This is a genomic window from Stenotrophomonas sp. Marseille-Q5258, assembly GCF_946900935.1.
Classification (GTDB): Bacteria; Pseudomonadota; Gammaproteobacteria; order Xanthomonadales; family Xanthomonadaceae; genus Stenotrophomonas; species Stenotrophomonas nematodicola.
On sequence record NZ_CAMPPN010000007.1, the window covers coordinates 127,176 to 145,010 of the forward strand.

The following is a 17,835-nucleotide window of genomic DNA, read 5'->3' on the forward strand; positions in this document are numbered from 1 at the left end:
GGCAAGCCGGGCCCTTGCGGCGCCACCATAGGAGGCCGCAGGTCATTGAAAAACAAGGAAAACGAACGGACACCGGCCGGGACCGGCGCGGTGCCCGTGCCCGACAGGGTCTAGTCGTGGGTCCAGGTCGCCCGGATGAAGTCGGCCATGTGCCCGTCCGACAGCCGTGCATATACGCCTGGATAGCCGGCCTGCGCGCAACCCACGCCCCAACTGACGGTCCCGAGAACCGTCCACCGGCCCTCGCGCTGCACCAGCAGCGGACCGCCCGAGTCGCCCTGACAGCTGTCGATGCCTTCTTCGCCAGCGCAGAGCACCTTGCCCGCCTGCAGGTTGGGATAGGCGTTGCGGCACTCACGGAACGGGACATAAGGCGTCTGCACGGTCTGCAGGACGGTCGGCGCGCCCGCCGGTCCTTCCAGGCCGGTGTCGCCCCAGCCGATCACGGTAAAGCGGCGACCACGGCGCAGGTAGCCGGTGTCACCGCCGAGCAGCGGCACCGCGAACTGGCCCTTGGCGATCGGGCGGCGCAGCTGGATCAGCGCGATGTCGTTGACCAGGGCTCTGCTGTCGTAGGCCGGGTGAACGTGGATGGCCTTGATGTTGGACACCCGCCGGCGCCCGGTGGTATCCAGCGTGGTCTTGCCGGCCAGCACCGCGTAGTCACGCGGCAGCGCATCTTCCACGCAGTGCGCGGCGGTCAGCACCCAGGACGGCGAGATCAGGGTGGCGCCACACCAGTGACGCGCGTGGTCGGACTCGCCCCGGGCAAGCTGCTGCAGGCTGACCATGAAGGGGTACTGCCCGGGCTCGGCATCGATGCCGCCGATGATCCTGGGGCTGTGTCCGTCCAGCGGCGGGGTGGCCAGCGCCGGGGCGGACACCGTGGCCATGACGACGAGAGCGGCCACGGCCGCGCGGTAACGCATGTGCATGCTGCAACTCCTTTGCAGTGATGAAGAAGCGGACGACACGGCCGGGAGGGCACGTGCCGGGATCGATTCGACGGCAAAGGCGGGAGACAGACTGGGCGACGCTTCTCACTTCGCTGTGGCCAGCGACCCGGCAGCGATTGATGGATTCACTTCTGCAACCGTGCGCAACACGACAACGAGACGCGGTTCCGGCACCAAAGAACGCGTCGGTGCCGGCACACGGAGCGCCGGCACTGTGCGGGGATCAGCGCAGGACCGAGGCGATTTCGGCCTGGATCGCCAGCGCGGCGGCGCGCGGGTCGGTCGCCTGGCGGATCGGCCGGCCCACCACGATGGCATCGGCGCCATCGGCGAACGCCTGGGCAACGCCTACAGTGCGCTTCTGGTCATCGCCCACCGGGCCACCCGGGCGGATGCCGGGGCAGACAATGGAGAAACCCGGCCCGGTAGCCGCGCGGATCGGTGCGGCTTCCTGGCCAGAGGCGATGACGCCGTCGATGCCGGCCGCCCGGGCGGCCAGCGCGCGCTCGACCACCACGTCCACCGGCGCCCGGTCGATGCCCATGCCACGCAGATCGTCCTGGCCCATCGAGGTCAGCACGGTCACCGCCAGCAGGCGCATGTCGCTGCCGTTGGCGGCGGCGCAGGCCTCCATCATCGCCGGGTGCCAGCCGTGGATGGTGGCGTAGCTCACCGGCCACTGCGACAGCCGCTTGATCACCGCGGCGGCGGTGGCGGGGATATCGAAGAACTTCAGGTCGACGAAGACGCGCTTGTCGCGCGTGGCGAGCGCATCAAGCACCTGGAAGTATTCGCCGGACGCCAGCAGTTCCATGCCGATCTTGTAGAACGACACGCTGTCGCCCAGCCGGTCCACCCACGCCAGCGCCTCATCGCGTCCCGGCACGTCCAGCGCGACGATCAGGCGTTCATCATCGCGCAGCGGCAGCGGTGCCCGGCTCACGGCGCGTAGTCCAGCGCAGCGCGCTTGGCATCGTGGCGGGCCTGGCGCGACTGGCTGTAATCGTTGTTGAACTGCGCCGGCTCGAAGCCGCCGTAGGTCGGGTTGGGCAGCATCCACCAGCGCTCGCCGAACCAGTCGTGGTACTGCTGCAGCAGTGCGTCGCGGCCATCGTTGGTGTTGGCGGTGACTTCGACGAAATCGCCCAGCTGGTCGCCGAACTGCATCAGCACGCGGTACTTCTGGCCGGCCAGGCGGCGGCGGCAGTTCTTTTCGCTGCCGGCCTGCTCGCAGCCTTCCACCACGGTGCCCAGGCCGAGGAAGACGCTGTCATCGGCCACCGGCAGGCCTTCGGCGCGCAGGTTGGCGAGGGTGGCCTCCTTGAGGTGAACCGCGCGGTTGGAGATGTACAGCAGGGTCACGCCGCGGGCGTTGGCGGCCTTGGCGAAATCGACCACGCCGGGGATCGCCTTGGCCTTCTTTTCGGCCACCCACTGGTCCCAGGTCATCTCGTCGTATTCCTTGCCGTCACGCACCAGGCGCGCCTGGTAGGGCGAGTTGTCCAGCACGGTCTCGTCCACGTCCAGCACCACCGCCGGCTTCAGGCCCTTGGCTTCGTTGCCGCGCTCTTCGGGCACCAGCGCATCCCAGTGGGCTTCCTTCAGCGCGGCATCCAGGCGGTCGGCGGCGGCGCGGTAGGTCTGCTCGGTGATCGCACGGTATTCCTGCGAACGCTGCATCCACAGCACCGCATTGAGATTGTCGTTGGCGGCCACGGCGGCATCGCCGCTAGCAGCCGGTGCATCGGCAGACGCGGCGACGGTCGGGGGTGCGGCATCAGCCGGGGCTTCGGTGCGCTTGCAGGCGGTCAGCGCCATCACGGCGCAGGCAAGCACGGACAGGGGAACAGCAGCAATACGACGCATCGGGGTCACCAGCAACAGAGTCGTGCCAGTTTACCGGCTTGGCCGGCGGCGTTCATGCCGGCGGCGGCGCTCGGCTATGCTGCACCCCCTTGAAACACCGTGGAGCCCCCCGTGACCGATGACGTCCAGACCCCTGCCCTGCCCGTGCTGAGCGCGGCCCAGGCCCGCACCCTGGGCTGCCTGATCGAGAAGGAGGCCACCACCCCGGACGCCTACCCGCTGACGGTCAATGCCGCCCAGTTGGCGGCCAACCAGAAGACCGCGCGGGAGCCGGTGATGGCCCTGTCGGCCGGGGATGTGCACCACGCGCTGCGCCAGCTGGAGACGCTGGGGCTGGCCCGCCAGCAGTTCTCCTCGCGTGCCGAGCGCTATGAACACCGTGCCGGCAGTGCGCTGGACCTGACCCGCCAGCAGCTGGCGGTCCTGGGCCTGTTGCTGCTGCGCGGTCCGCAGACGGTGAACGAGCTGCTGACCCGCAGCGAGCGCCTGTTCCAGTTCCAGGACGCCGACGAGCTGCGGCACCATGTGGAGCGCATGATCCAGCGCGGCCTGGCGGTCCAGCTGCCGCGCGCCAGCGGACAGCGCGAAGACCGCTACATGCACCTGCTGGCCGGCCCGGTGGACGTGGAGGCGTTGGCGGAGGCGTACAAGGCGGCGCCGACCAGTGGTGGCGGTGGCAGCGCCGCGCTGGATGCGCGCGTGCAGCAGCTGGAGGCCACTGTGGCCGAGCTGCAGGAGCAGCTGGCGGACCTGCGCGCGCAGTTGGGCGGCTGAAGAGCAGCCGGGCAGAGCCCGGCTCTACGGGGTGTCGGACAGCGCGGTCGGGGTGTCGGACAGCGCGGTCGGAGTGTCTGGCAGCGCGGTCGCGGTGTCGGGCAGCCCGCCCGACCCTGCCTCCGTGCCGGGCTCAGGCAGTCATGACGCCACCACCGCCGGGGCCCCTGGCGTGGCGAACAGCAGCACCACGTTGCCACCGTGCGGCGGCGGCAACAGCAGGTCGCCGCGATCTTCCATGCCCAGCTTGCGCAGCAGGGCGGCCGACCGCAGGTTGTCCGGCGACACGATGCCGTACAGATCGGCGTGGTGCAGCACATCGCGCGCGTAGTGCATCACCCCGCGCGCGGCCTCCAGCGCGTAGCCGTGGCCTTCGTACGGCGAGAGCAGCGCGTAGCCGATATCCGGCGCGGGCAGTCCATCGCGGCGTACCAGCCCGGCATTGCCCAACCATGCGCCGTCGCTGCGACGGATGATGGCGTACATGCCAAAGCCGTTGAGGGCATAGCTGCCCAGCACGCGCTCGGCGGTGTAGTCACGCGCCTGCGCCAGGGTACGCACGCCGCGGTCGGCGATGTTGCGGATGAACCCCGGTTCGTTGAGCAGGGCCAGCATGTCGGCCGCATCATGGTCGGGGTCGATCAGGCGCAGGTGCAGGCGGTCGGTCTGGATCACGGCGGACATGCGGGTCACGGCGGAGGAAGATGCCCCGATTGTGCAATGCGCGCCCCGAACACGGTAGCGCCGGCCCTTGGTCGGCTGCTGTTCGCCCTGGCCGGCGGCAGCCGACCAAGGGTCGGCGCTGCGCGACGCGCGTGGTCAGTCGAACAAGGCCTGGATCGCCGCCAGTCCTGCACTGGCGCGCTCTTTCTTGCGTTCGGCATCGGCGACCGGATCGGCACCGTCGCGCTGCATCTCCTCGGCCGGGATCTCCTCGAAGAACCGGCTGGGCTTGAGCCGCACGTGCTCGCCGAACTTGCGCGTGAGCTTGCTGTAGCTCATCCACAGCTGCACCTTGGCGCGGGTGATGCCCACGTAGAGCAGGCGACGCTCTTCCTGCAGGTTGCCCTCGTCGAGACTGACCTGGTGCGGCAGCACGCCGTCCTCGCAGCCAACGATGAAGACGTACGGAAATTCCAGGCCCTTGGACGCATGCAGGGTCATCATCCGCACCTGGTTGCCGCCATCGTCCTTGTCGTTGCGCGACAACAGCGCCAGCTGCGCGGCCAGGTCGGCGGTGGAAGCACCGCGCGGGCCGCCTTCGAACCACTGCGCCAGCTCTTCCAGGTTGGCCAGACGGCGCTGGTACACCGATTCTTCCTTGCAGGCGCTGCGCAGCTCGGAGACCAGCCCCGACTCCTTCACCAGCCGCCGCACCAGGTCGCCGGAACTGAGCTGCGGCATCTGCGCGCGCAGGTCGCGCAGGATGTCGGTGAAGCGGCTCAGGCCGTTGGCCGCGCGCGGCGGCAACTGCGACAGCGCGCCGATCGCCTCGGCCGCATGCGCCATCGGCAGGTCCTTCTCCGACGCCAGTTCGGCCAGCTTGGCCAGCGTGCCGGCACCCACTTCGCGCTTGGGCGACTGCACCGCGCGCATGAACGCCGTATCGTCGTCGGGGTTCACCAGCAGGCGCAGCCAGGACAGCGTGTCCTTGACCTCCTGGCGCTCCAGGAACGCGGTGCCGCCGGTGATGTGGTACGGCGCGCGCACCAGTTGCAGCGCCTTTTCCAGTGGCCGCGACTGGAAGTTGCCGCGGAACAGGATGCAGAAATCACTCCAAGGAATCTGCTTGGAGGTGGCCAGGTAGGAAATCTCCGCCGCCACCTTCTCCGCTTCGTGCTCGCTGTTGCGGCACTCCCACACGCGGATGCGTTCGCCGTCGGCCTGGTCGCTCCACAGCTTCTTGAGGTGCTCGTGCGGGTTGTTGGCGATCAGCGCATTGGCCGCGCGCAGCACGCGGTTGGAGCAGCGGTAGTTCTGCTCCAGCTTGATGATCTCCAGCGCCGGGTAGTCGCGCGCCATCTGCTGCAGGTTTTCCGGATTGGCACCACGCCACGCGTAGATCGACTGGTCATCGTCGCCCACGCAGGTGAAGTTGCCCTTGCTGCCGGCCAGCTGCTTGAGCAGCCGGTACTGCGCATCGTTGGTGTCCTGGCATTCGTCCACCAGCAGGTAGCCGATGCGTTCGCGCCACGCCAGGGCGATCTCCGGGTTCTCTTCCAGCACCTGCACCGGCAGGCGGATCAGGTCGTCGAAGTCGACCGCGTTGAACGCGGAGAGGCGCAGCTGGTATCGCTCGTAGACGCTGGCCGCTTCCTTCTCGCGGTTGCTGCGCGCGGCCGCCATCGCCTGCTCCGGCGAAAGGCCGGCGTTCTTGGCGCGCGAGATCAGGTTCTTCACGTCTTCGATGTCATCCGGCTTGGCGCCGTACATCAGGTCCTTGACCTGCGAGGTGGCATCGTCGGCGTCGAAGATCGAGAAGCCGCGCTTGAGCCCGACCGAGGCATGCTCGATCTGCAGGAATTTCAGCCCCAGCGCGTGGAACGTGCAGATCGTCACCTCGTCGGCGTCTTCGCTGCGCAGGCGCTTGGCCACGCGTTCGCGCATTTCCTTGGCCGACTTGTTGGTGAAGGTGATGGCCGCGATGCGCCGCGCCGGATAGCGCTTGCTGGCGATCAGCTGGCCGATCTTCTCCACGATCACGCGCGTCTTGCCGCTGCCTGCGCCCGCGAGCACCAGCAGAGGACCTTCGCAGTGCAGGACTGCCGCGCGTTGGGGAGGATTGAGACCGTGCATGCCGACTCCGGGGGAGGGGCATTGTAGCGGGCCGCGCCGGTGCGGCGGCGGCCGGGGAGGATTGACCTGCGCGCGCGCCCTGCGCTATTGAGGGGGGGATCATGTGAAGCAGGACACGGGGCGTCATGAGGGGATGCATTGCAGGGGGCCGGGCCGTGCTGCTGGGCGCGGTACTGTGCGGGCTGGTGGGTGCCGCCGCCGCTGCGGAGGCCGACGCGCCTGTCTTCGACCCGTGGGCCGCCGACGTGCTGGGCTCGGAGACGTTCCTGGCCTCGCACCCGGACATGCGCTATCGCAAACTGGGCAACGAAGCGATGCAGGGCGGGCGGCCCGAGCAGGCGCGGAGCTATTACCGGCGGGGTGCGCGCTACGCGGACAAGCTGTCGCAGGCGGCCCTGGCCGAGCTGCTGTGGAACGGCGTGGGCGGGCCGGCCGACCGCGCGGCCGCCTATGCCTGGATGGACCTGGCCGCCGAGCGCGGCGACCGCTTCCTGCTGGTGCATCGCGAACGCTACTGGGCCGCGCTGGACCCGGCCGAGCGCGACCGGGCGCTGGTGGAAGGCCAGGCGCTGTACGACACCTACGGCGACGCCGTGGCCAAGCCACGCCAGGAGCGCGAGATGCGCCGCGGCCGCAATGAGGTGACGGGCAGCCGGCTGGGCTGGATCGGCGCGCTGAAGATGACCGTGCGCGGCGAGGACGGGCAGCAGCAGGCCATGCCGGTGGACCGCTTCCTGCAGGACCGCTACTGGGAGCCGGCGCAGTACTGGCACTGGCAGGCCCAGGCGATGGAGCAGATGCAGCGCGCCGGCACGGTGGAGGTGGGGCCGGCCACCGGTGTGCCACCGGCCGAGTGACGCCGGCGGCGGCACCGGCCATCTGCGGATAAAATGCGGCATGGCCAAGCTCTACTTCTACTATTCGGCGATGAACGCCGGCAAGACCACCACCCTGCTGCAGTCGGCGCACAACTACCGCGAGCGCGGCATGCGCGTGGCCATCCTGACCCCGCGCCTGGACGACCGCGCCGGGCGCGGCGTGGTGGCCTCGCGGATCGGGCTGAAGGCCGATGGTGTGGCCTTCGACCGCGATACCGACCTGCAGCGCCTGATCGCCGCGGACATCGCCGCAGGAGGACCGCTGGGCTGCGTGCTGGTCGATGAGGCCCAGTTCCTCACCCGCAGCCAGGTCTGGCAGTTGAGCGAAGTGGTCGATGAGCTGCGCATTCCGGTGCTGTGCTACGGCCTGCGCACCGACTTCCGCGGCGAACTGTTCGAGGGCAGCCAGTACCTGCTGGCGTGGGCCGACGAGATGCAGGAGATCAAGACCATCTGCCACAGCGGCAAGAAGGCGACGATGACCGTGCGCGTGGACGAACACGGCCATGCCGTGCAGGACGGCCCGCAGGTGGAAATCGGCGGCAACGAACGCTACGTGTCGGTCAGCCGCGCCGAGTTCAAGAAGATCACCCGCGGCGAAGGCCGCATCGATCCGATGCAGGCCCCGCTCCCGCTGTGACGGTGGGGAGCCGGGCAGAGCCCGGCTCTACGTCAATAGAGCGTGCGTTCCGGTGCGCCCACCGCCGGCGGGCTGTACTGGTACAGCCAGGTTTCGGTCAGCGTACGGCCGCCGCTGCGCAGGTACAGGCGGATGTCGATCTGCTGGGTGCTGTCGTCCGGCGGCACCACGTCGAACATCGCACGGTAGCCCTTGATCTCGCGCAGCGGGCGCGCCGAGACGATCTCGGTGCGGCCACGGCTGACCTGCACCACCGCTTCCACCTCGGCCTTGTCGATCAGCGCAGCCAGCTCGCCACCTGCGAAGTCCACGGCGAAGCGCCAGGAGAAGTACTCGCGCTTCTTGCCGATCACGCCGCCCAGGCCGGTGCGGCTGTCCACGCAGTGCGCCATCGGCGGTCGTGCCGGCGGCTGCGCGCCCCAGTACAGCCGATAGCCCAGCAGCAGTTCCTGCCCTGGCTGCGGCTTGGCGTCGGGGTTCCAGAACGCCACGATGTTGTCGAAGGTTTCATCCACGGTGGGGATTTCCACCAGCTGCACCGAGCCCTTGCCCCATTGGCCCTTCGGCTCCACCCACAGGCACGGGCGCTTCTCGTAGAACACGCCGTCGTCCTGGTAATGGTCGAAGTTGCGGTCGCGCTGGAGCAGGCCGAAGCCGCGCGGATTGTTGTCCACGAACATGTTGAAGCGCAGCTGCGCCGGGTTGCACAGCGGGCGCCAGATCCACTCGCCGGCGCCGGTCCACATCGACAGGCCATCGGTGTCGTGGATTTCCGGCCGCCAGTCCCAGGCCATGCGGCGGTCGTTCTCGCCCACCTGGTACATGCTGGTGCACGGGGCGATGCCCAGCCGCTCGATCGCCTTGCGCGGATACAGCGCGCAGTCGATGTCCATCAGCAGCACATCGCCGTTGGTGATGGCGAAGCGGTAGGCGCCGGCAACGCTCGGCGAATCCAGCAGCGCATACACCACCAGGGTGTTGGAGTCGGCGGCCGGCTGCTCCAGGTAATAGGCGATGAAGTCCGGGAATTCCTCCGGACGGCCCATGCCGGTGTCGATCGCCAGGCCGCGCGCCGACTGGCCGTACTGGCCTTCCCTGCCGACCGCGCGGAAGTAGCTGGCACCGAGGAACGCGGCGAAGTCGCGGTCGGTGTCCTGGCGGGTGTTGAGGCGGAACCCGGCAAAGCCGAGGTCGGGCGGCAGGTGGCTGCCCTTCAGGCCGCTCTTGCCGTAGTCGAACGCGGCCGGGTCGTAGGCCAGTTCCTGGGCGGTGCCATCCACCACGTCGTACATGCGCACCGGGGAATGGAAGTACAGCCCGAGGTGGAAGAACTTGGCCTGGTACCTGCCGGGCTGGTCGGCCCACAGGGCGTGGTCCTGGCGGTAGCGGATGGACTGGTACTGGTCCCAGTCCAGCGCTTCCAGCGGACCCGGCAGGGTGCGCTTGTGGCTCTGGTAGGCCGCCTGGGACAGCGCGCGCGCCTGGCCCTTGAGGGAGGCGAAGTCGAACGGCTGCGGCTTGCCGAGGCGGCGCAGGCCGACCTGGTTGCCCTGCGCGGCGCAGGCCGGCAGCGCGGGCAGGCCGGCGGCAGCCAGGGCCAGGGAAGCGGTGCGGATGAAGTCGCGTCGTTGCATGCAGGCAGCGATGGCAGGAAAGGGCCGGCCATCATAGGCAGGCGAACGTTAATTCGCCGAGGTGGACGCGGCGGAGCGTTCAGCCACGGCCAACGAGGGGCAGGCCTGTTGCGCCTGCGCCAGCTCGTGCGCCATCGCACCGCCCTGCGGCTGTTGCCGGCGTACATCGGCCTGCAGCGCGGCCAGCGCCTGGCGGCCGCGCTGCGGCGCCTCGCCGCAGGACAGCAGCGCCAGCGATGCGCGTGCCCGCCAGCGCCGCTGCCGGGTATCGGGCTCCTCGCCCGGGAGCTGCGCAAGCGTTTCCAGCACGCGTCGCGCTTCCACGTCCTGCCCCATGCGCATCAGATTCCGCGCCCAGGCCAACTGCAGCTCCTGCTGCTGCGCCACTGCGGCCGTGCCGGCCGGAGCAATGCGCCGCATCAGGCTGATCAGCCGCTCACCGGCCTGACGCGGGTCGCCCTGCGCGCCGATGATGCCGGCCATCGCCTGGTCGGCCTGCAGCACCAGGGGATCCAGCTCGCCGCGCTGCGCGGCCTGCCACTGCCGCCCTTCGTGCAGGGCCGCCAGCGCCTCCCGCCAGCGGCCGCTGGCGGCCAGCGCCGTGCCCTGGTCGTAGAGCCCCTGCGGCAGCAGGCGCACGCAGTCCGGCTGGCGCCAGATGGCCACGGCGTGAGCGAAGTCGACCTCGGCTGCGGCGCTGTCGCCGCGCTCCAGCGCCAGTTGCCCCATCGCGTGCCAGGTCAGGCCGGTATCGCGGTGCTGCTCGCCCAACGCCTGTCGGGTCAGCCGGTGGACCTGCTGCAGCGTCGCTTCGGCCTGGTCCAGGTCGCCGCGCTGCATTGCCACTACCGCGCGCAGGCGTCGGATCGACAGGGTTTCCGGATGATCCGCTCCGTACAGGTTGACCGCGTCCGCCCAAGCCAGGTGCAGGGTCCGCTCGGCGCCGTCCAGGTCGCCCTGCGCGGCCAGGGTTTCGCCGAGGTGACGGCGCAGGGTGATCAGCTGCGGGTGGCGCCCGCCGACGCGGGTCTGCAGCAGCTGCAGGGCCTGGCGGTAACCTGACAACGCGGCCTGCGCATGGCCTTCGTCGCTGTCCAGCGCCGCCAGGTCGGACAGACTGTCGGCGGTGGCCACCACATCGCGCAGCACATCGCGGCGCAGCGCCAGCGCCGTGGTGAAGGCGGCACGCGCCGGGGCGCGGTAGCCGAGCAGCTGCTGGCAGCGCCCGAGCTGGGCGTGGTATTCGGCCACCAGCGTCGGCATCTGCAGGCGCTGCTGGCTGGCCAGCGCCTGCATCGGCAACAGGTGGGCCACGCAATCGCGCGAGCGGCCGAGCATGCGCAGCGCGCGTCCGCGCTGGGTAACCGCCTCCAGCTGCAGCGCCGGCGGCACCTCCTTGACCTGCTCCAGCAGAGCACGCTGGCGATCCAGCGTCTGCAGGGCCAGCTGATAGTCGCCCAGGCCGATCCGCAGGCGGCCGATCACGCCCTCCAGGTCGGCCAGCGACAGCGGCTGGTCGGCCAGCTCCACTTCGCCGCGCTGCTGCCCGGTGGCCAGCAGCTGGCGCACATCGAAGCTGCCGTGGCGCACGCCGGCAGCGCGGTCGAACAGCCCCACGGTGAAATCCTGCATGGCCTGCGCGCGGGCGATCTCGCGGCGCGCCTGCTGCATCTGCCAGAGCGCCAGCACCGCCAGCGCGATCAAGGCGAGCACGCTGACCGTGCCCAGGCCGACGCCCCAGCGGTGGCGGCCGATGTACTTGCGCAGCCGGTACAGCGTGCCCTGCGGGCGGGCGTGGATCGGGCGACCCTCCAGAAACCGGCGCAGGTCCTGCGCCAACGCCTCGACCGAGGCATAGCGCTGGCCCGGCTCCTTCTGCAGCGCCTTGAGCAGCACCGTGTCCAGATCGCCCCGCACCCGCCGTGCCAGCCGCCGCAGCGCCGACCCGGCCGCGCCGCCCTCGCCGGCCCGGCGCAGCAGCAGGCTGGAGGCGCGCGGCGCACTGACCTCCATGATCGACCGCTCCCACTCGGCGTCGCTGTGCCGGCGCAGGCGATACGGCTTCTGCCCGGTGACCACCTCAAACAGCACGACGCCCAGCGAGTACACATCGGTCAGCGTAGTCACCGGCGCGCCGCGTACCTGCTCGGGCGCGGCGTAGTGCAGGGTGAACGCGCGCGCCTCGGTGGGCGGGTGCACCGGGGGCTCGCCCTCGTCGGCATCGAGCAGCTTGGCGATGCCGAAATCCAGCAGCTTCACCTCGCCCTCGGCGGTGACCAGAATGTTGGAGGGCTTGAGGTCGCGGTGCACGATCAGGTTGGCGTGCGCGTGGCTGACCACCGCGCACACCTGCAGCATCAGCTGCAGGCGGCGTTCCAGCGGCAACTGCAGGCGCTGGCAGTAGTCGGTGATCGGCTCGCCTTCGACATACGCCAGCGCCAGGTAGGGCTGTCCCTGCAGGTCCATGCCGGCGTCCAGCAGCTCGGCCAGGTGCGGGTGCTGCAGGCGGGCCAGGATGTCGCGTTCGCGGCTGAAACGCTGGCGCAGCCCGGGGTCGGCATAGCCGCTGCGCAGCAGCTTCAGCGCCACCTGGCGCTGGTACAGCCCGTCGGCGCGTTCGGCCAGCCACACCTCGCCCATGCCACCCTGCCCGAGCGGGCGCAGCAGCCGGTAGGGCCCGACGAGGGTGCCGACACGGCTGTCCTCCGGCGCGGCGGTCCACAGCGGCTGGGCCATGAACTCCTCGCTCTCGCGCTCGTGCACCAGCAGCCACGCCAGGTCATCGGCCAGGCTTGGATCCTCGGCGCGAAGCTGCGCCAGCCGCTGCGCACGCTGTGCGTCGGTCAGGTCCAGCAACGGATCCAGCAGCGACGACAGCCGCCGCCAGCGCGAAGCCTCCATCGATCCCCTCCCGCCTGCTGACTGCCTACCCGCGCCGCCACGCGGGGCCCGGATGCCGCTGTGCTAGTCCTCGCGGACCGAGGCCAGCAGGAACATCCGTGCCTTCTGCCAGTCGCGCCGGATGCTGCGTTCGGACCGCTGGCAGAGCTCGGCGATTTCCTGCTCGGACAGGCCGGCGAAGTAGCGCAGCTCCACCACCCGCGCCAGGTGCCCATCCACCGCCTGCAGGCGCGCCAGCGCCACGTCCAGCGCCAGCAGGTCCTCGTCCAGGCGCACGCCGCTGCTGCTGTTTTCGGGAATCTCGGCAACGCGCTTGAGATCGCCGCCGCGCTTGCGCGCGAGCCGGTTGCGGGCGTAATCCACCACCACGCTGCGCATCGCCGAGGCAGCATAGGCGAAGAAGTGCGCGCGATCCTCGAAACGGGCGGCGCCGCGCGCACCCAGCAGCTTGAGGTAGGACTCATGCACCAGCGAGGTGGCGTCCAGGGTGCGGTTCTGCTGCCCGGCCAGCTGCCGCCGCGCCATGCTGTGCAGCTCCTGGTACAGCAGGGTCAGGACCCGGTCCAGCGCGGCGCGGTCGCCCGCGCGGGCCGAGTCGAGCCATACGGTGATATCCGCGCTTTCGTTCATCGCACACCCCCGCCGGTGACGTTGGCCGGACTATAGCGCCCCGGGAGAGACGGCCGCGAGACGATGCGGCGATGGCCGGCTCAGCGTTGGCAGTGCCCGCACCAGACGCTGGCGCGCTGGCCGATGGTGGCGTGGCGCAGCGGCCGCCCGCACTGGCGGCAGGGTTGGCCGTCACGGCCGTAGACCAGCAGCTCCTGCTCGAAGTAGCCCGGGGCGCCGTCGGGGTTGATGAAGTCGCGCAGGGTGGTGCCGCCGCGGGTGATCGCGTGGCCGAGGATCTGCTTCACCGCCGTGGCCAGGCGCTGGTACCGCTCGCGGGAGATGCGCCCGGCCTCGCGCAGCGGGTTGATGCCGGCCATGAACAGGCTCTCGGCGGCGTAGATGTTGCCCACCCCCACCACGATGCCCTGGTCCATCAGGAAGGTCTTCACCGAGGCGCTGCGGCCACGGCTGCGCTGGAACAGGTAGTCGCCGTTGAATTCGTCGTCCAGCGGCTCCGGGCCCAGCCCGGCCAGCAGTTCATGGGTCTCACCGGCCGGCTGCCAGAGCAGGCTGCCGAACCGGCGCGGGTCGTTGAAGCGCAGCAGGCGGCCGTTGTCCAGGCTGATGTCCACGTGGTCGTGGGCCCGCACCGGGGTATCGCCGGGCAGCACGCGCAGGCTGCCGGACATGCCCAGGTGCAGCAGTGCGCTGCCGATGGCCGTGTCCAGCAGCAGGTACTTGGCGCGGCGGCGGACGCCGTCGATGGCCTGGCCCGGCAGCAGCGCGGCGATCTCCGCCGGGATCGGCCAGCGCAGGTCCGGCCGGCGCAGGATCACGCCGTGCACGCGGCGGCCTTCCAGGTGCGGCGCCAGGCCGCGACGGGTGGTTTCGACTTCGGGAAGCTCGGGCATGCGCAGATTCTAGCGAGCCCCCGCCCGCTGCGGACGGGCTGGTTCAGCGCGGCGGCGCGGCCAGTTCCTTGGCGCTCAGGTACCCGTCGCCGTTGGCGTCCTGCCTGTGGAAGCGCTCGATCAACGTCTGGCGCTGCTGTTCGCGGGTGATCGGGCTGCCCTTGCCGCCCGGCAGCTCATCGCGGGTCAGCACGCCATCGCCGTTGCGGTCCATGCGGTCGAACGCATACAGCATCCACTGCACGTACTCTTCCACGCCGACCTTGCCGTCGCCATCGCTGTCCATGCGCTGCAGGTAGCTGCCGGTGTCGGACACCTGGGCCTGGGCGGCCGCGCTGGCGAGCAGCAGCAGCCACGAAAAACGCCGCACGGGGCGGCGTTTTTCGGCTGACGGGTGAACACGGTGCACGGTTCAGTGCGCCGTCAGTGCGTAGCCCTTCAGGCGCGCGGCATAGTTCTGCAGCGCGGCGATGCCACTGGCCTCGGCCTCGTGGCACCAGGCCTGCAGCAGCTTCAGACGCTCGGCCGCGTCGTTGCCACGCGCTTCCAGCAAGGCCGCCAGACGGGCGCGGTGCTCGACCAGCACGCGGATGCGCGGACGCTGATCGACCCAGGTGCTGAGCTGGGCACGGCAATCGGGCTTGAGCCAGCGACCGTCGTTGACCAGCCCACGGCGCATGCGGCGCGGCAGCAGCTTGCGCAGCTTGGCGCCGGCCATCGCGGCCTCCTCGCGCAGCGCCGGCACGAATACGTTGCGCTGGTAGTCGGTCATCGCCTGGAAGCGGTGCGACAGCAGCGCCTTGAGGGTTTCCGCATCCGGCACGGCGATGTTCGGACGTACGTCCATGCTCGGCGCCACACGCAGCACCTTGGCCAGGCGCAGCGCCTGCAGGCCGCGGATGGCGGCCCAGCCGATGTCGAACTCCCAACGGCGCATCGAGAAGCGGGCCGAGCTGGGGAAGGCGTGGTGGTTGTTGTGCAGCTCTTCACCGCCGATCCAGAACGCCCACGGCGTCAGGTTGGTGGAGGTGTCGGCCGACTCGAAGTTGCGGTAGCCCCACCAGTGGCCCAGGCCATTGACCACACCGGCGGCCCAGAACGGGATCCAGGCCATCTGGATCGCCCACAGCGCCACGCCGGGCAGGCCGAACAGCACGCTGTTGATGACCAGCAGCGCGACCGGCCCCACGTTGGCGTGCGGGGTGTACAGGTGGCGCTCGATCCAGTCGTCGGGCGCGCCGCGACCGTACTGCTCGATGTCCGCGCGCATGCCGCGGGCCTCGCGGTACAGCTCCACGCCGCGCCAGAACACCTTGCCGATGCCCTTGGTCACCGGGCTGTGCGGGTCTTCATCGGTTTCCACCTTGGCGTGGTGCTTGCGATGGATCGCCACCCACTCCTTGGTGATCATCGAGGTGGTCAGCCATGTCCAGAAACGGAAGAAGTGGGCGATGACCGGATGGAAGTCCACGCCGCGGTGGGCCTGGCTGCGATGCAGGTACAAGGTGACGGCGAAGATGGTCAGCTGGGTGAACACCAGCAGCACCAGCGCCATGCCCCACCAGCCAAGGCCGACAACACCGCCGGTCAGGAAGTTGAGGAGCGTATCGAACATCGCAGGACTCCGGGCCGCAGCGGCCAGCAAGGAAACGGGTACACCTCCGGACATGATGGGGCCTGACGTTGCAAACTTCATCCATCCGGTGCGATTTTTACGGCGTCATTCAGTTCAAACCCTCCTTCGTGAGCATGCCCCCGCATTCATGACAGTTGCCGCCTCTTCCCCCTCCCCGTTGTCCACCACCCCGCTGATCGAACTGGACCGCGCCTGCGTGATCCGGGGCCAGGTGCGGGTGCTGCACGAGCTCAGCCTTCGCATTGCCCAAGGCCAGCACACCGCGCTGCTCGGCCCCAATGGCTGCGGCAAGTCGTCCTTCATCAAGCTGATCACCCGCGAGCTGTACCCGCTGGCCCACGGCGACGGGACGGTGGCCGTACGCGTGCTGGGGCAGAACCGCTGGCAGGTGGACCGGCTGCGCTCACAGCTGGGCATCGTTACCGGCGACCTCAGCAGCTCGCTGGCCGACATGCCCGGGCTGACCGTCGAAGAGGCCGTGCTGTCGGGGTTTTTCGCCAGCTTCGTGGTGCCGGCCTTCCGTGAAATCACCGAGGACATGCGCGCGCGGGTGCGTGAAACGCTGACCATGACCGCCGCCCTGCCCCTGCTGCAGCGCCGCTATGCCGAGCTGTCCGCCGGCGAGACGCGGCGGGTGCTGATCGCCCGTGCGCTGGTCAACCGCCCGCAGGCGCTGCTGCTGGACGAACCGTCCACCGGCCTGGACCTGGTGGCGCGCCAGCACCTGATCGCCACCATGCGGGCGCTGGCTGTCCAGGGCATCACCCTGGTGCTGGTCACCCACCACATCGAAGAGGTGATTCCGGAGATCGAGCGGGTGGTACTGCTGCGCGCCGGCAGGATCGTCGCCGACGGCAGCCGCGCCGCGCTGCTGCGCGATGCACCGCTGTCGGAGGTGTTCGGCGGCCCGATCCAGGTAGTGGAGCAGGACGGGCGGTTGAGCGCGTTCGCCGGCTGACCCGGCACCCGCGGGAGGCGCCCACAAGGGGGCGGGGCCCTTGCCCCGCCCCGCCGTCCTCAGAACGTCAACGCCCGCGCCCGCGATTCGATCGGGGCCATGCGGCTCTGGTCCTGCAGCTGCAGATCACGCAGCTCGAACGGCGCCGCATAGCCACGCGGCAGGGCCACACTGGCGAACGGCAACCGCAGCTCGGCAGTGCCCGGTGCGTCGAACCAGGCCGCGCTGTGCGCCTGCGCCACCGGCCGCAGCTGCCCATCCGGGCCGGTGGCATACAGCGTCCCGCGCGCCTCATAGCGCCCCGGCGCGCCGATCTGCAGCGGCAGGCGCACGGCGCGGGCCGTCGGGTCCGCCTCGGCCTGGCCGCTGAAACGCGCGGTCGGCTGCGCGACGGCGAAGGCGACCTTGGCATCGCGCTGCACGCCCCTGGCGCCGACGAAGGCCTGCAGCTCCCACAGGCCCTGGACCGTGCCGACCTCCTGCGGGATCGTCACCTGCGCCTGCAGGCCGTCCCTGCCGGCCACCAGCGGTACCGGCCAGCTGCGTCCATCCGGTGCCACCAGCAGCGCCTCGCCCGCAGCCGGCAGGGCCCGCGTGGTGGAGCGCCCCGCCGCCAGCGCGGTGCTGCCGCCGTCGTCCTGCAGGCGTGCGCTGACCACCACGCGGCCACCGGCCAGCACCTGCTGGCGGTCGGCCTGCAGGCGCAGCGCAATCGCGCTGTTGGGTTCCAGCACCTGCACCACGTAGCGCCCCTGCGCCTGCGTGCTCTGCAGTCGGTAGGTGCCCACTGCAGCGCTGCCTCCGGTACGCACCATCGCCGTGCCGGTGCCGGCGGGCATGCCGGTGGCGCGCAGCTGCCCGGCATCCACGATACGGTCCACGGCCAGCGCACCGGTCGGGTCGCGCACCTCCCACTGCTCGGGTCGCAGGACCCGTGCGCCCTGCACCGGACTCACCTGGATCACCGCATCCGGTGCGGTCAACGGCAGCGCCACGCCCCGCTGCAACGCGGCGGCGTCCACGGTTTCCCAGTAGCTGCGGCTGAGCGCGGCCTGCGGCGCCGGCGCTGTGAGCGGCTGGGTCGGGTCCAGTGCCCAGGCGAAGCTCAGCGGTGCGCGTTCACCCGCCTCGTCAGGCAGCGCGGCGCGTTCCACGCGCGGGGCCACCTGGTCGCTGCTGCGCGCCGGCAGCAGCGGTTGTGCAGCCTGCAGCGGCGCGGCCAGTACGGCGGCGGCCACGGCCACCACGATCGTCAGTCTTGCAGTCATGGTGT

16 protein-coding genes are annotated in these 17,835 nt (G+C 70.2%); 4 read left to right on the plus strand and 12 right to left on the minus strand.

Going from position 1 to position 17,835, the window contains the following annotated elements; translation table 11 throughout:
- Positions 1–110: 110 nt before the first annotated feature.
- The 3 genes from OC534_RS05655 to OC534_RS05665 all read right to left on the minus strand — a co-directional run bounded on the left by OC534_RS05655 (position 111) and on the right by OC534_RS05665 (position 2,822).
- Entirely contained in the window at positions 111–935 is an 825-nt protein-coding gene (locus OC534_RS05655) for a serine protease (RefSeq protein ID WP_229296579.1), read from the minus strand.
- 244 nt (positions 936–1,179) lie between these two features.
- The gene (pyrF, locus tag OC534_RS05660) at positions 1,180–1,899 is read right to left on the minus strand and encodes an orotidine-5'-phosphate decarboxylase (protein WP_017355299.1); all 720 of its coding nucleotides are present in this window, start codon (positions 1,897–1,899) and stop codon (positions 1,180–1,182) included.
- Entirely contained in the window at positions 1,896–2,822 is a 927-nt protein-coding gene (locus tag OC534_RS05665) for a 5'-nucleotidase, lipoprotein e(P4) family (RefSeq protein ID WP_262071529.1), read from the minus strand. The genes pyrF and OC534_RS05665 overlap by 4 nt, the downstream gene beginning before the upstream one ends.
- A gap of 111 nt (positions 2,823–2,933) precedes the next feature.
- On the opposite strand from OC534_RS05665, the gene OC534_RS05670 reads away from it, so the two are divergent.
- On the plus strand, positions 2,934–3,596 hold the full coding sequence (locus OC534_RS05670) for a DUF480 domain-containing protein (protein WP_017355297.1): 663 nt from the start codon (positions 2,934–2,936) through the stop codon (positions 3,594–3,596).
- A gap of 141 nt (positions 3,597–3,737) precedes the next feature.
- Here the strand turns inward: OC534_RS05670 and OC534_RS05675 are convergent, their stop codons facing one another.
- Together OC534_RS05675 and OC534_RS05680 are read right to left on the minus strand one after the other, a co-directional pair.
- Entirely contained in the window at positions 3,738–4,280 is a 543-nt protein-coding gene (locus tag OC534_RS05675) for a GNAT family N-acetyltransferase (protein ID WP_017355296.1), read from the minus strand.
- Positions 4,281–4,415: 135 nt separating this feature from the next.
- Positions 4,416–6,392: a UvrD-helicase domain-containing protein gene (locus OC534_RS05680; protein ID WP_017355295.1), complete on the minus strand. Its 1,977-nt coding sequence runs from the start codon at positions 6,390–6,392 to the stop codon at positions 4,416–4,418.
- A 125-nt stretch (positions 6,393–6,517) separates the two neighbouring features.
- On the opposite strand from OC534_RS05680, the gene OC534_RS05685 reads away from it, so the two are divergent.
- Entirely contained in the window at positions 6,518–7,249 is a 732-nt protein-coding gene (locus OC534_RS05685) for a sel1 repeat family protein (protein ID WP_037590935.1), read from the plus strand.
- A 40-nt stretch (positions 7,250–7,289) separates the two neighbouring features.
- Entirely contained in the window at positions 7,290–7,910 is a 621-nt protein-coding gene (locus OC534_RS05690; protein ID WP_017355293.1) for a thymidine kinase, read from the plus strand.
- A 32-nt stretch (positions 7,911–7,942) separates the two neighbouring features.
- Here the strand turns inward: OC534_RS05690 and OC534_RS05695 are convergent, their stop codons facing one another.
- From OC534_RS05695 to OC534_RS05720, 6 genes are all read right to left on the minus strand, one after another.
- Positions 7,943–9,544: a glucan biosynthesis protein D gene (locus OC534_RS05695; protein ID WP_262071530.1), complete on the minus strand. Its 1,602-nt coding sequence runs from the start codon at positions 9,542–9,544 to the stop codon at positions 7,943–7,945.
- A 48-nt stretch (positions 9,545–9,592) separates the two neighbouring features.
- Positions 9,593–12,445 (minus strand): serine/threonine-protein kinase, encoded by a 2,853-nt coding sequence (locus OC534_RS05700; protein ID WP_262071531.1) that lies wholly within the window; start codon positions 12,443–12,445, stop codon positions 9,593–9,595.
- Positions 12,446–12,508: 63 nt separating this feature from the next.
- A complete protein-coding gene (locus tag OC534_RS05705) occupies positions 12,509–13,075 on the minus strand; it encodes an ECF-type sigma factor (protein ID WP_017357607.1) in 567 nt (188 codons plus the stop codon).
- 80 nt (positions 13,076–13,155) lie between these two features.
- Positions 13,156–13,968 carry a bifunctional DNA-formamidopyrimidine glycosylase/DNA-(apurinic or apyrimidinic site) lyase gene (gene mutM / locus OC534_RS05710; protein ID WP_017357606.1) on the minus strand — a complete coding sequence of 271 codons (813 nt, stop codon included), beginning with the start codon at positions 13,966–13,968 and terminating at the stop codon, positions 13,156–13,158.
- Positions 13,969–14,011: 43 nt separating this feature from the next.
- Entirely contained in the window at positions 14,012–14,338 is a 327-nt protein-coding gene (locus OC534_RS05715; protein WP_017357605.1) for an EF-hand domain-containing protein, read from the minus strand.
- A 42-nt stretch (positions 14,339–14,380) separates the two neighbouring features.
- Entirely contained in the window at positions 14,381–15,583 is a 1,203-nt protein-coding gene (locus OC534_RS05720) for a fatty acid desaturase (RefSeq protein WP_153165474.1), read from the minus strand.
- Positions 15,584–15,731: 148 nt separating this feature from the next.
- Between OC534_RS05720 and OC534_RS05725 the strand changes: the two genes are divergently transcribed.
- On the plus strand, positions 15,732–16,562 hold the full coding sequence (locus OC534_RS05725; protein WP_153165475.1) for an ATP-binding cassette domain-containing protein: 831 nt from the start codon (positions 15,732–15,734) through the stop codon (positions 16,560–16,562).
- A gap of 59 nt (positions 16,563–16,621) precedes the next feature.
- Here the strand turns inward: OC534_RS05725 and OC534_RS05730 are convergent, their stop codons facing one another.
- Complete coding sequence (locus OC534_RS05730) at positions 16,622–17,830, minus strand: DUF4785 domain-containing protein (RefSeq protein ID WP_153165476.1); 1,209 nt, start codon at positions 17,828–17,830, stop codon at positions 16,622–16,624.
- Positions 17,831–17,835: the final 5 nt, after the last annotated feature.

Coding starts and splice junctions, on each gene's coding strand:
- OC534_RS05655 (WP_229296579.1), bottom strand. CDS start 935: ATGCACATGCGTTACCGCGCGGCCGTGGCCGCTCTCGTCGTCATGGCC.
- OC534_RS05665 (WP_262071529.1), bottom strand. CDS start 2,822: ATGCGTCGTATTGCTGCTGTTCCCCTGTCCGTGCTTGCCTGCGCCGTG.
- OC534_RS05675 (WP_017355296.1), bottom strand. CDS start 4,280: ATGTCCGCCGTGATCCAGACCGACCGCCTGCACCTGCGCCTGATCGAC.
- OC534_RS05680 (WP_017355295.1), bottom strand. CDS start 6,392: ATGCACGGTCTCAATCCTCCCCAACGCGCGGCAGTCCTGCACTGCGAA.
- OC534_RS05685 (WP_037590935.1), top strand. CDS start 6,518: ATGAGGGGATGCATTGCAGGGGGCCGGGCCGTGCTGCTGGGCGCGGTA.
- OC534_RS05690 (WP_017355293.1), top strand. CDS start 7,290: ATGGCCAAGCTCTACTTCTACTATTCGGCGATGAACGCCGGCAAGACC.
- OC534_RS05695 (WP_262071530.1), bottom strand. CDS start 9,544: ATGCAACGACGCGACTTCATCCGCACCGCTTCCCTGGCCCTGGCTGCC.
- OC534_RS05700 (WP_262071531.1), bottom strand. CDS start 12,445: ATGGAGGCTTCGCGCTGGCGGCGGCTGTCGTCGCTGCTGGATCCGTTG.
- OC534_RS05705 (WP_017357607.1), bottom strand. CDS start 13,075: ATGAACGAAAGCGCGGATATCACCGTATGGCTCGACTCGGCCCGCGCG.
- mutM (WP_017357606.1), bottom strand. CDS start 13,968: ATGCCCGAGCTTCCCGAAGTCGAAACCACCCGTCGCGGCCTGGCGCCG.
- OC534_RS05720 (WP_153165474.1), bottom strand. CDS start 15,583: ATGTTCGATACGCTCCTCAACTTCCTGACCGGCGGTGTTGTCGGCCTT.
- OC534_RS05725 (WP_153165475.1), top strand. CDS start 15,732: ATGACAGTTGCCGCCTCTTCCCCCTCCCCGTTGTCCACCACCCCGCTG.
- OC534_RS05730 (WP_153165476.1), bottom strand. CDS start 17,830: ATGACTGCAAGACTGACGATCGTGGTGGCCGTGGCCGCCGCCGTACTG.